This is a genomic window from Mycolicibacterium lutetiense, assembly GCF_017876775.1.
In the GTDB taxonomy this organism is placed as follows: Bacteria; Actinomycetota; Actinomycetes; order Mycobacteriales; family Mycobacteriaceae; genus Mycobacterium; species Mycobacterium lutetiense.
In genome coordinates this window covers 1,312,435-1,324,766 of sequence record NZ_JAGIOP010000002.1, presented here as the reverse complement: position 1 = coordinate 1,324,766, position 12,332 = coordinate 1,312,435, and the positions used below count along the sequence as shown (strand labels likewise).

Sequence of the window (12,332 nt, the reverse complement as noted above, 5' to 3'; positions counted from 1 at the left end):
GGCCCGTACCTCAGCGCAGGATCGTGGCGACGATCCCGGCCAGGTAACCCAACCGGGCCACCTCCGAGGGCCGGAATCCGGGACCGCCGGGACGGCCCAGCACGACTGCGGTGTCCTGGTCGCGCAAGGGCGCGGCGGCCAGCGTGGTGTCCATGTCGCGCCACACCTGCGGCACCCAATCCTGGGTCCCGTCGAGCTCGGTGGCCTGCTGCAACGGCAACCACGGCGCCGACTGTGCCTGGGTCTCGGGCGCGCCGTGACTCCCGGCGATGCGTTCCACGCCGGTTGCGGTCGACCGCACCACGACGCACCAGCCGACCCGCAGAACCCGTGGGGCTTCTTCGGCGAGCACCTGCAACCGTCGGGCCCTGGAGCCGGCGGCCGCGACATGGTCGATCAATTCGAGTTCGCGATGCGCCTCGAGCAACCCGATGTGGGGACGGATGCTGTCGACGTAGACGCCCGAGAGGTTCTCGGCGGCCGTGATCAAGGTGTCCGGCATAGAGCCCAGCGGCAGGTCGACGACCAGATCGTCGATCGCATAGCCGGCTCCGCGCTCGACGACGTCGAGCGACAGGATGTCGGCGCCGACCGAGCCCAGAGCCACGGCGAGCGAGCCGAGGCTGCCTGGTCGGTCCTCTAGCTGGACCCGCAGCAGATACGAAGGCACGTACATAACCTTTGCACAGGGCGCGCAGTGGAGCATGTCGGTAACCGGCCCGGGCACCGCCGCGGCTGGATCGATCCCCGAGTCGCTGCGCTCCTGCCCGCCGAAACCCGATTTGGTCGCTTGACTAGGCTGCTTTGTCGTGTCGAAGATCTCCCGAGACGAGGTTGCCCATCTGGCGCGCCTGGCGCGTCTGGCCCTGACCGATGACGAACTGGACAGTTTCGCCGGCCAGCTGGATGCCATCCTCGGCCACGTCAGCCAGATCCAGTCCGTCGACGTCACCGGTGTGGAGGCGACGGACAACCCCCTCAAGGACGTCAACGTCAGCCGGCCTGACGTGGTCAAGACGTCGCTGACGCAGGCGGAAGCGCTGGCCGCCGCGCCGCGCGCCGAAGACGGGCGCTTCGCCGTGCCGCGGATTCTCGGAGAGGGTGAATGACGAGCATGAGTGAGCTGATCCGTCGCGATGCGGCGACCCTGGGTGCCCAGATTGCGGCGAAGGAGGTCTCCTCGACCGAGGTGACCCAGGCGCACCTGGACCAGATCGCCGGGACCGACGAGCGCTTCAACGCGTTCCTGCACGTGGCGGCGGATTCCGCGCTGGAGACCGCGGCCCGGATCGACGCCGCCGTGGCTGCCGGAGAGACGCTGCCGTCGCCGCTGGCCGGGGTGCCGCTGGCGCTCAAGGACGTCTTCACCGCCACCGACATGCCGACCACCGCGGGATCCAAGATCCTGGAAGGGTGGCGCGCGCCGTACGACGCGGCGGTGACCGCGCGGCTGCGCGCCGCGGGAATCCCGATCCTCGGCAAGACCAACATGGACGAATTCGCAATGGGATCGTCGACCGAGAATTCGGCATACGGCCCGACCCGCAACCCGTGGAACACCGAGCGGGTGCCCGGCGGATCGGGCGGCGGTAGCGCTGCGGCCCTTGCCGCCTACCAGGCCCCGCTGGCCATCGGCACCGACACCGGCGGGTCGATCCGCCAGCCTGCCGCGCTCACCGCGACCGTCGGCGTCAAGCCGACCTACGGCACCGTCTCGCGCTACGGCCTGATCGCCTGTGCGTCCTCGCTGGACCAGGGCGGCCCGTGTGCCCGCACCGTGCTGGACACCGCGCTGCTGCACCAGGTGATCGCCGGCCACGATCCGCGCGACTCCACCTCCGTCGATGCCCCGGTACCCGATGTGGTCGGTGCTGCCCGGACCGGTGCGACAGGCGATCTCAAGGGCGTGCGCGTCGGCGTCGTCAAGCAGCTACGCGGCGAGGGTTACCAGCCCGGAGTGCTGGAGTCGTTCAATGCCGCAGTCGCCCAGCTGACCGCGCTCGGCGCTGAGGTCACCGAGGTCGACTGCCCGCACTTCGACCACGCGATGGACGCCTACTACCTGATCCTGCCGTCGGAGGTGTCGAGCAACCTGGCGCGATTCGATGCGATGCGCTTCGGGCTGCGGGTCGGCGATGACGGCACGCACAGCGCCGAGGAGGTCATGGCGTTGACCCGGGCCGCCGGATTCGGTCCGGAGGTCAAGCGCCGGATCATGATCGGCACCTACGCGTTGTCGGCGGGCTACTACGACGCCTACTACAACCAGGCGCAGAAGGTCCGGACGCTGATCGCCCGCGACCTGGACCAGGCCTACCAGAACGTGGACGTGCTGGTGTCCCCGGCGACCCCGACGACGGCGTTCCGCCTGGGGGAGAAGGTCGACGATCCGCTGGCCATGTATCTGTTCGATCTGTGCACGCTGCCGTTGAACCTGGCCGGACACTGCGGTATGTCGGTGCCGTCGGGTCTCTCGCCCGATGACGGCCTGCCGGTCGGTCTGCAGATCATGGCGCCGGCCCTGGCCGACGACCGGCTGTATCGCGTCGGCGCCGCCTACGAGGCTGCCCGCGGTCCGCTGCCCAGCGCGTTGTAGGCGGCAGGCCCTGATGCCCGGCGCGGTTGTGTCGGGCGGGGCAAGATGGTGCGCATGCGCATCGGAGTTCTCACCGGCGGCGGTGACTGTCCTGGCCTGAACGCGGTGATCCGGGCGGTGGTGCGTACCTGCGACCAGCGTTACGACTCGTCGGTGGTCGGATTTCTCGACGGCTGGCGCGGCCTGTTGGAGGATCGCCGTATCCAACTGGCCAACGACGATCGCAATGACCGCCTGCTGGCCAAGGGCGGAACCATGTTGGGCACCGCGCGGGTCAACCCCGACAAGCTGCGGGCCGGGCTGGACCAGATCAAGCAGACCCTCGAAGACAACGGGATCGACGTGTTGATCCCGATCGGCGGTGAAGGGACATTGACCGCCGCGCACTGGTTGTCCGAGGAGAACGTGCCGGTGGTCGGGGTGCCCAAGACCATCGACAACGACATTGACTGCACGGACGTGACTTTCGGCCACGACACGGCGCTGCAGGTGGCGACCGAGGCCATCGACCGGCTGCACAGCACCGCCGAATCGCACCAACGCGTCATGCTGGTCGAGGTGATGGGCCGCCATGCCGGCTGGATCGCGCTGAACGCCGGGCTGGCCTCGGGAGCGCACATGACGCTGATTCCCGAGCAGCCCTTTGACGTCGAGGAAGTGTGCCGGCTGGTCAAGAAGCGGTTCCAGCACGGATCGTCACACTTCATCTGCGTGGTGGCCGAGGGGGCGAAGCCGGCCGAGGGCACCATGCAACTGCGCCAGGGAGGCATGGACGAGTTCGGGCACGAGAAATTCACCGGTGTGGCACAGCAGTTGGCGCTCGAGGTGGAGAAGCGGATCAAAAAGGATGTGCGCGTCACGGTCCTCGGCCACGTCCAGCGCGGCGGTACCCCGACGGCGTATGACCGGGTACTGGCCACCCGGTTCGGGGTGAATGCGGCCGATGCCGCGCATGCCGGGGAGTTCGGGATGATGGTGTCGTTGCAGGGGCAGGACATCGGCCGGGTGTCGCTGGCCGATGCGACGCGCCAGCTCAAACTGGTGCCGCAGTCCCGCTACGACGACGCCGCCGAGTTCTTCGGCTAGTCCCTTTCCCCGCTCGCCGGGAAGGTGCAGCCGGGGCCCAACTAGGATCGACGGCATGTCTGTCGCTACCGCTGAACTCGTTGACTATGACGACGTCATCGCCGCCTATGAGCCCGTGATGGGTATGGAGGTGCACGTCGAGCTGTCTACGGCCACCAAGATGTTCTGCGGCTGCGCCAACCAGTTCGGAGCCGAGCCCAACACGCTCGTCTGTCCGGTGTGTCTGGGGCTGCCCGGTTCACTGCCGGTGCTCAATGAGTCGGCGGTCGAGTCGGCGATCCGCATCGGCCTGGCGCTCAACTGCGACATCGCGCCGTGGGGCCGGTTCGCCCGGAAGAACTACTTCTACCCCGATCAGCCGAAGAACTACCAGATCTCGCAGTACGACGAGCCGATCGCGGTCGACGGTTACCTGGACGTGCCGCTCGACGATGGCACCACCTTCCGCGTGGAGATCGAGCGCGCGCACATGGAGGAGGACACCGGCAAGCTGACCCACCTGGGCAGCGATACCGGTCGCATCGCGGGTGCCACGACCTCGCTCGCTGATTTCAACCGTGCCGGCGTTCCGCTCGTCGAGATCGTCACCAGGCCCATCGAGGGGACCGGGGCACGCGCACCGGAGATCGCCCGCGCGTATGTGACCGCACTGCGAGACCTGCTGCGCGGCTTGGGTGTATCGGATGTGCGGATGGACCAGGGATCGATGCGGTGTGACTCGAACCTGTCCCTCATGCCGGTTGGGGCCACCGAATTCGGCACCCGCACCGAGACCAAGAACGTGAACTCACTCAAGAGTGTCGAGGTGGCGGTCCGATACGAAATGCGCCGTCAGGCAGCAGTTCTCAATTCCGGTGGCACGGTCACCCAGGAGACGCGGCATTTCCACGAGGACGGCTATACGTCACCCGGCCGCAGCAAGGAGACCGCGGAGGACTACCGGTACTTTCCCGAGCCCGACCTTGAGCCGGTTGCACCCAGTGCTGAGTTGGTCGAACGGCTGCGCGAGACGATCCCTGAGCTGCCATGGTTGGCGCGCAAGCGGATTCAGCAGGATTGGGGCATCTCCGACGAGGTGATGCGTGATCTGGTCAACGCCGGCGCAGTGGAGTTGGTGGCCGCCACCGTCTCCCACGGCGCCCCCAGCGAGGCTGCCCGCGCGTGGTGGGGCAACTTCCTGGTACAGAAGGCGAATGAGTCCGAGGTCGAGCTCGAGGCATTGGCGATCACCCCGGCCCAGGTGGCCGCTGTGGTCAAGCTCGTCGACGAGGGCAAGCTGTCCAACAAGCTGGCTCGCCAGGTCATCGAGGGAGTGCTGGCCGGCGAGGGCGAGCCCGAGCAGGTGATGACCGACCGCGGTCTCGCGCTCGTGCGCGACGACTCGGTGATCCAGGCTGCTGTGGACGAGGCGCTGGCCGCCAACCCCGATGTCGCGGACAAGATCCGCGGCGGCAAGATCCAGGCCGCCGGAGCGATCGTCGGTGCGGTGATGAAGGCGACCAAAGGCTCGGCTGACGCGGCACGGGTTCGCGAGTTGGTGCTGGCCGCCTGCGGCCAGAGCGGGTAACCGCGCCGGTCAGCTCACGGCCCGGCGAATATCGTCATCGCCGCAGTGGCGTATTGCTCGAGCCGGTCGCGCGGGTAGCTGGCCGGGTCGTGCACGGCCAGGCGGCCGAGCATCTCGGCGAACGACAGCAAGGTGTGGCCGAGAAGCTCGGCATCCAGTGCGGAAAGCCGGGGATCCGCCGCCATGCTTGTTTTCGCCATGTGCTCGACCTGCGTGAGGATCTCGCTGCGGGCGTTGTGGGCCGCCGCGTGGATGTCCCGCGGAGCACCGTCGGGCACCGTGAGGATGAGTTGCCAGCGCGCCGGGTTTTCCAGCACGCAGCGCAGGAAACCGGTGACGGTTGCGGTGTAGGCGTCTGCGGGTCCGGTTACCGAGTGATTCTTGGGCAGTGCGGTCAGGACCTGGTGCATTCCATTCTGATGCTCGCGGATGAGCAACGCGGTCACCAGTTCGGTGCGGGTCCGGAACGCGGTGTAGAGGACAGGTTTGCCGACTCCGGCGGCCTCGGCGACGGCCTCCACCGTCAGCTCGTGCAGGGGGCAGTCGCGGAGCACTGTCAATGCTGCATCAAGCAGTTGCTCGCGGCGTTCTTGACGCGGTAGCCGCGGTGCGTATCTGCGGCGCTGGCGGTCAGGCACTCGGGTGATGCTACGTCATCGCGGCGGTGACCTGAGGGCACGCGAGAGGCGATGCATTCAAGTCCAAAGGATCTGCGCGAACAGATTCATATTGAAATACGTTGTGCCTCAGGTGTTGTCGGCGTTGGTACGCGGGAAGCCGCCACCCTGCGGGAAGAGCGGGAAGACGACGTCGTCGAAAATTTCGGCGTCTCCGGTCGTCCGGTTCACCGTCGCCCCCCACACGTTGCCGTCGGGGGAGAGCTGCAACGCCCACGCATGCCCGCGCACGTTCTCGCGGACCACCTCCGGGTCTCCGGTGACCGCGCCCGTATCGGGCGCCAGTCGCACTGCGACGGTCTTCTTGGAATTGACCAGGTTGACCAACACCGTGCCCTCCAGTGCGGCGCAGCCGGCGACGCCGGGCCGGTCCGGCCACGTCCACACCGTGGAGACCTTCGAGTCCTTGGTGATCCGCTGCATCCGGTCGGCGCTCGGAGTGCGGTCGGTGACGTAGAGCGAGCCGTCCGATGAATCGATGCACATGCCTCCGCCGGCACCCAGACCACTCAGTGCCGTGGTGACCGGGGCCTGGTTGATCGTGGTCGGCTGCTCGATGCGCAGTACCTTGCCGGCCAGCGAGCCGGGATCGGCGGCCAGCGCCGGATCACCCGCATCGCCCGTCTGTACCAACAAAGTGGTCTTGCTGGTGAACGTCAGCGACCCGGTATTGCCGGTAGCGCCCTTGGGAATGCCGGTCAGGATCGGCTTCGGTACGTCGCCGTCGGCGATGCGGATCACCCGGTTGTCGGTCGGTGTGCTGACGTAGGCGTACATCAGCCGGTCCTGACCGTAGGTCGGCGACAACACGATGTCCATCAGGCCGCCGTCGCCGGACGGATCCACCGGGATCATCACTTTGACCTTCGGTTCGGCCTTCACAGACACCTGCTTGACCGCGCCCGTGAGCCGTTCGGCGACCAGGGCGGACTGGCTGTCGGGCAGCATGATCAATCCGCTGGTGCTGTCCAGGCAGCCCTGCATCACACCCGTTGCCTTGCATTCCTTGGGGAACGGTTTGGCCGGCAGCGGTGGCGGTGGTGGCGGCGTCGTGGTCGGCCCCGGTGCCATCTTGGGCTCTGTGGTGAAAGGTTCGGACTGGGCCGCGTCGAATCGGGCACAGCCCGACCCGACAAGCATCGCGGCACACAGAACGGCGGCCACCCCCGTCATCCGCCGGCGCGATTTCATGCCGCCAGATTACGGATCGCCCGGCAGTACGCGCCACGTCGGGACCGCGCGTCGGCCCGTAGCAGGCCGGTACCAGGGGGAAGCGCCGGGGTAAATACCCGGATCGGACCGGACTTGCACTTACCCTGGCAGCTGTGACCAGCCACTCACAGGACCCCCAAGCCTGGCAACGACCGGGTTACTCGGACGATTCCGTTAGGCCGGCCGGGGCCAGCCTGGTCGATCCGGAAGACGACCTGCCGTCGGAAACCTATGGCGGCGACTTCGAGACCACCGCGATCCCTCGCTACGACGCGAAATCGGGCGACCAGTCGGCGTTCAGCCTGGTCTCCGACCCGGAGCCACTGCCGTACGTGCAAGCCGGCGGGCCCCCGCCGATGGGCCCCTTCTCGGCCGAACCGGCCGAGATCGAACGCGACGAGTTCAGTGATGACCGCGTCCGGGCGGCCGGTCGACGCGGCACCCAGGACCTCGGGCTGCTGATCCTGCGCGTGGCGCTCGGCGGACTGATGATCATCCACGGCCTGCAGAAGGCCTTCGGCTGGTGGGGCGGCCCAGGGCTCGACGGATTCAACTCATCGCTGAGCGACATGGGCTTCAAGAACGCCGACATCCTGACCTACGCGGCCACCGGGGGGCAGATTGCCGCCGGCGTGCTGCTGGTCCTGGGGTTGTTCACCCCCATTGCGGCGGCCGGTGCGCTGGCCTACCTGATCAACGGGGTGCTGGCCACGGCGATGGCGGCGCACGAACAGGCTCGCCTGTCAGAAGTGATCACCGACGGCACCGAATACCGGTTGATCGTCGTCGCCGCCGCGGCCGCGATCATCCTGACCGGGCCGGGTCGCTACGGATTCGACGCCGGCCGCGGCTGGGCCCGGCGCCCCTTCGTCGGATCCTTCGTGGCCCTGGTGCTCGGCGTGGCCGGCGGCATCGCCATCTGGGTGCTGCTCAACGGCGGCAACCCACTCGGCTGATCGCGCGAAACGCGTCAGGCGTACGGATTCGGTACGCGGCCGCCACTCACCTCGGTGAGCAACGGCAGCGTTGCAAACGTCACGGCGGGCAGACGCAGTTCGGTCCCGTCGTTCACATCCGCAATCGCCCACGACGACCGGCCGAATCGCAGTCCCTTGATATCGGCCCACGACACCGTGCGGCTGCTGGTCAGTGACCGCGCGGTGACGCTGTCGGCATCGGCGGTGGTGCGGTACCGGATGACGACCGTCGACAACGCAATCGGGATCACCAGCAGTACCGAGAACCAGATCGGATTGCTCAGGACCAACGTCAGCAGGCCGAGCGTCAGGAATCCGACTGCCAGGTGCGACATGGGCGATATCCGGATGACGACAGGGGCGGTTGCCGATCGAGCGCTCACGTGTTCATCCTTGCACCACCCACGCGGCCGCCTCGCCGGCATCACCTGGCGTCCCACCCCAGCCCGAACCAATTTGACCTTTAACCTGTACGGCAGCTACCGTCAGGTGCTATGCACACCCCCGGATCGCTCGTAGTAATTGGTTGGCGCGTTGATGTCGCGCTGGCCCCCTGCCGGGCTTAGCACACCGCATCGACGCGCCACCCTCGTACAGCTACCGGCTGACGGGGGTTTTTTATTTGCCCACAAGCGCGCCGGAATCAATGAAAAATTGAAGTTCCTGAAGAGGAATGTGACGCAGACCGTGAAGAGGACATCGTGAGCGCACCGACAACGCGACCGCCAGGCCGGTCGGGAACCGTGGCTGCCAACGGCGCAGCCAACGCGACATCAGATTCGGGACAGCCCAATCGGGTTGCACCGCAGCAGCTCACCGGCGCCCAGGCGGTCGTCCGGTCGCTGGAAGAGCTCGGCGTCGACGTCGTCTTCGGCATCCCCGGTGGCGCCGTGCTGCCGGTCTACGATCCGCTGTTCGACTCGCAGAAGGTGCGGCACGTGCTGGTCCGCCATGAGCAGGGCGCCGGTCACGCCGCCAGCGGCTATGCGCATGCCACCGGGAAGGTCGGCGTGATGATGGCGACGTCGGGCCCCGGCGCGACCAACCTGATCACCCCGCTGGCCGACGCCCAGATGGACTCCATCCCCGTGGTGGCCATCACCGGGCAGGTGGGTCGCGCCCTGATCGGCACCGACGCCTTCCAGGAAGCCGATATCACCGGCATGACCATGCCGATCACCAAGCACAACTTCCTGGTGCGCAACGGTGACGACATCGCCCAGGTGATGGCCGAGGCGTTCTACATCGCCAGCTCGGGGCGCCCGGGCGCGGTGCTCGTCGACGTCCCCAAGGACATCCTGCAGGGCCAGTGCACCTTCTCCTGGCCGCCGCAGATGGACCTGCCCGGCTACAAGCCGAACACCAAACCGCACAGCCGTCAGGTGCGCGAGGCGGCCAAGCTGATCGCCGCGGCACACAAGCCGGTCCTCTACGTCGGTGGTGGTGTCATCCGTGGCGAGGCCAGTGCCGAACTGCTCGAGCTGGCCGAGCTGACCGGTATCCCGGTCGTCACCACGCTGATGGCCCGTGGTGCGTTCCCCGACAGTCATCCCCAGCACATGGGGATGCCGGGCATGCACGGCACCGTGGCCGCCGTGGGTGCATTGCAGAAGAGCGATCTGCTGATCGCCCTGGGCACGCGCTTCGATGACCGCGTGACCGGCCAGCTCGACTCCTTCGCGCCGGACGCCAAGGTGATCCACGCCGACATCGACCCCGCCGAGATCGGCAAGAACCGGCACGCCGACGTGCCGATCGTGGGTGACGTGAAGGCCGTCATCACCGACCTGATCGAGGTGCTGCGCCGCGACGGAACCACCAGTGCCGCACTGAAACTGGACGGCTGGTGGGAGTACCTGTCCGGCCTCAAGACGACCTACCCGCTGAGCTACGGTCCGCAGAGCGATGGCAGCCTGAGCCCCGAGTACGTCATCGAGAAGTTGGGCCAGATCGCCGGACCCGAGGCGATCTACGTCGCCGGTGTGGGCCAGCACCAGATGTGGGCCGCGCAGTTCGTCAAGTACGAGAACCCGAAGACCTGGCTGAACTCCGGTGGCCTCGGCACCATGGGCTTCTCCGTCCCGGCGGCCATGGGCGCCAAGTTTGCTCGCCCCGACGCCGAGGTGTGGGCCATCGACGGCGACGGCTGCTTCCAGATGACCAACCAGGAGCTGGCCACGTGCGCCATCGAGGGTGCGCCGATCAAGGTGGCGTTGATCAACAACGGCAACCTCGGCATGGTGCGGCAGTGGCAGACGCTGTTCTACGGCCAGCGTTACAGCCAGACCGACCTGGCCACGCACTCACGCCGGATTCCGGACTTCGTCAAGCTGGCCGAGGCGCTGGGTTGCGTCGGGCTCCGCTGTGAGCGGGCCGAGGACGTCGAGGACGTCATCAACCAGGCCCGCGCCATCAACGACCGCCCGGTGGTCATCGACTTCATCGTCGGTGCTGACGCGCAGGTGTGGCCGATGGTCGCCGCCGGGACCAGCAACGACGAGATCATGGCAGCCCGGGATATCCGGCCGCTGTTCGACGAGAACGACGACGAGGGGCATGCCTGATGAGCAACACCACCCCCACCCACACCCTGTCGGTGCTGGTCGAGGACAAGCCCGGCGTGCTCGCCCGGGTGGCCACGCTGTTCTCCCGTCGTGGCTACAACATCCAGTCCCTGGCGGTGGGTGCCACCGAACAGAAGCACATGTCGCGGATGACGATCGTCGTCAGCGTCGAGGAATCGCCGCTGGAGCAGATCACCAAGCAGCTCAACAAGCTGGTCAACGTGATCAAGATCGTCGAGCAGGAGGACGACAGCTCGGTCTCCCGTGAACTCGCCCTGATCAAGGTGCGGGCCGATGCGACCAACCGCGGCCAGGTCATCGAAGCGGTGAACCTGTTCCGCGCCAAGGTCGTTGACGTTTCGACCGAGTCCCTGACGGTGGAGGCGACGGGCACCGCGGAGAAGCTGGAGGCCCTGCTGCGGGTCCTGGAGCCCTACGGTATCCGTGAGATCGCACAATCGGGCATGGTCTCGGTCTCGCGCGGACCGCGTGGTATCAGCGCAGTGAAGTAAGCACGTCAAGTAGCGTTAGTCGGTTGTAGAGCTAGAAAGAGAAGGAAAAATTTCGCATGGCAGTTGAGATGTTTTACGACGCCGACGCGGACCTGTCGATCATCCAGGGTCGTAAGGTCGCCGTCATCGGCTACGGCAGCCAGGGGCACGCGCATTCGCTGTCGCTGCGCGACTCGGGCGTGCAGGTCAAGGTCGGTCTGAAAGAGGGCTCGAAGTCCCGCGTCAAGGTCGAGGAGCAGGGCCTTGAGGTCGACACCCCGGCCGAGGTGGCCAAGTGGGCCGACGTGATCATGGTCCTGGCGCCCGACACCGCGCAGGCCGAGATCTTCAAGAACGACATCGAGCCCAACCTGGAGGATGGCAACGCGCTGTTCTTCGGCCACGGCCTCAACATCCACTTCGGCCTGATCAAGGCGCCGGCCAACGTCACCGTCGGCATGGTTGCCCCCAAGGGCCCCGGCCACCTGGTCCGTCGCCAGTTCGTCGACGGCAAGGGTGTGCCCTGCCTGATCGCCGTCGATCAGGACCCGAAGGGTGAGGGCCAGGCCCTGGCGCTGTCGTATGCCGCCGCCATCGGTGGTGCCCGCGCCGGCGTCATCAAGACCACCTTCAAGGAAGAGACCGAGACCGACCTGTTCGGTGAGCAGGCCGTGCTCTGCGGTGGCACCGAAGAGCTGGTCAAGGCCGGCTTCGAGGTCATGGTCGAGGCGGGCTACGCCCCGGAGATGGCCTACTTCGAGGTGCTGCACGAGCTCAAGCTCATCGTCGACCTGATGTACGAGGGCGGTATTGCCCGGATGAACTACTCGGTGTCCGACACCGCGGAGTTCGGTGGCTACCTGTCGGGCCCGCGTGTCATCGATGCCGACACCAAGCAGCGGATGCGGGACATCCTGACCGACATCCAGGACGGCACCTTCGTCAAGCGCCTGGTCGCCAACGTCGAGGGCGGCAACAAGGAGCTCGAGGCGCTGCGCAAGGCCAACGCCGAGCACCCGATCGAGGTCACCGGCAAGCAGCTGCGCGACCTGATGAGCTGGGTCGACCGGCCGATCACCGAAACGGCCTAACTTTCTATCGCCGACCGGCCAGTTATTGCACGCGATTCACAAAAAAGCGTGCAGTAACTGGCCTTTCGCGT

12 protein-coding genes are annotated in these 12,332 nt (G+C 66.9%); 8 read left to right on the top strand and 4 right to left on the bottom strand.

The features are described from left to right. Positions 1-10: 10 nt before the first annotated feature. Positions 11-676 (bottom strand): ACT domain-containing protein, encoded by a 666-nt coding sequence (locus tag JOF57_RS15685; protein ID WP_209917931.1) that lies wholly within the window; start codon positions 674-676, stop codon positions 11-13. 133 nt (positions 677-809) lie between these two features. On the opposite strand from JOF57_RS15685, the gene gatC reads away from it, so the two are divergent. From gatC to gatB, 4 genes are read left to right on the top strand one after another with little or no spacing between them, the layout of a single operon-like run. Continuing rightward, on the top strand, positions 810-1,109 hold the full coding sequence (gatC, locus tag JOF57_RS15680; protein WP_209917930.1) for an Asp-tRNA(Asn)/Glu-tRNA(Gln) amidotransferase subunit GatC: 300 nt from the start codon (positions 810-812) through the stop codon (positions 1,107-1,109). 5 nt (positions 1,110-1,114) lie between these two features. Then, positions 1,115-2,596, top strand: coding sequence for an Asp-tRNA(Asn)/Glu-tRNA(Gln) amidotransferase subunit GatA (gatA, locus tag JOF57_RS15675; protein ID WP_209917928.1), 1,482 nt, complete (start codon positions 1,115-1,117; stop codon positions 2,594-2,596). A gap of 54 nt (positions 2,597-2,650) precedes the next feature. Further along, positions 2,651-3,682: an ATP-dependent 6-phosphofructokinase gene (locus JOF57_RS15670; protein ID WP_209917925.1), complete on the top strand. Its 1,032-nt coding sequence runs from the start codon at positions 2,651-2,653 to the stop codon at positions 3,680-3,682. A 55-nt stretch (positions 3,683-3,737) separates the two neighbouring features. Further along, positions 3,738-5,249: an Asp-tRNA(Asn)/Glu-tRNA(Gln) amidotransferase subunit GatB gene (gene gatB, locus JOF57_RS15665; protein WP_209917923.1), complete on the top strand. Its 1,512-nt coding sequence runs from the start codon at positions 3,738-3,740 to the stop codon at positions 5,247-5,249. 14 nt (positions 5,250-5,263) lie between these two features. Here the strand turns inward: gatB and JOF57_RS15660 are convergent, their stop codons facing one another. Beyond that, positions 5,264-5,887 carry a TetR/AcrR family transcriptional regulator gene (locus tag JOF57_RS15660; RefSeq protein ID WP_209917921.1) on the bottom strand — a complete coding sequence of 208 codons (624 nt, stop codon included), beginning with the start codon at positions 5,885-5,887 and terminating at the stop codon, positions 5,264-5,266. A 108-nt stretch (positions 5,888-5,995) separates the two neighbouring features. After that, complete coding sequence (locus JOF57_RS15655) at positions 5,996-7,117, bottom strand: PQQ-dependent sugar dehydrogenase (protein ID WP_209917919.1); 1,122 nt, start codon at positions 7,115-7,117, stop codon at positions 5,996-5,998. Positions 7,118-7,251: 134 nt separating this feature from the next. Between JOF57_RS15655 and JOF57_RS15650 the strand changes: the two genes are divergently transcribed. Continuing rightward, positions 7,252-8,094: a DoxX family protein gene (locus JOF57_RS15650; RefSeq protein WP_209917917.1), complete on the top strand. Its 843-nt coding sequence runs from the start codon at positions 7,252-7,254 to the stop codon at positions 8,092-8,094. Positions 8,095-8,108: 14 nt separating this feature from the next. Here JOF57_RS15650 and JOF57_RS15645 read toward each other — a convergent pair whose 3' ends face one another. Next, on the bottom strand, positions 8,109-8,540 hold the full coding sequence (locus JOF57_RS15645; protein ID WP_209917915.1) for a PH domain-containing protein: 432 nt from the start codon (positions 8,538-8,540) through the stop codon (positions 8,109-8,111). Positions 8,541-8,816: 276 nt separating this feature from the next. Between JOF57_RS15645 and JOF57_RS15640 the strand changes: the two genes are divergently transcribed. The 3 genes from JOF57_RS15640 to ilvC are packed head-to-tail and all read left to right on the top strand — an operon-like array spanning position 8,817 to position 12,261. After that, the gene (locus JOF57_RS15640; RefSeq protein WP_209917912.1) at positions 8,817-10,679 is read left to right on the top strand and encodes an acetolactate synthase large subunit; all 1,863 of its coding nucleotides are present in this window, start codon (positions 8,817-8,819) and stop codon (positions 10,677-10,679) included. Next, positions 10,679-11,191 (top strand): acetolactate synthase small subunit, encoded by a 513-nt coding sequence (gene ilvN, locus JOF57_RS15635; protein ID WP_209917910.1) that lies wholly within the window; start codon positions 10,679-10,681, stop codon positions 11,189-11,191. The genes JOF57_RS15640 and ilvN overlap by 1 nt, the downstream gene beginning before the upstream one ends. 56 nt (positions 11,192-11,247) lie before the next feature. Beyond that, the gene (gene ilvC, locus JOF57_RS15630; RefSeq protein ID WP_044517447.1) at positions 11,248-12,261 is read left to right on the top strand and encodes a ketol-acid reductoisomerase; all 1,014 of its coding nucleotides are present in this window, start codon (positions 11,248-11,250) and stop codon (positions 12,259-12,261) included. Positions 12,262-12,332: the final 71 nt, after the last annotated feature.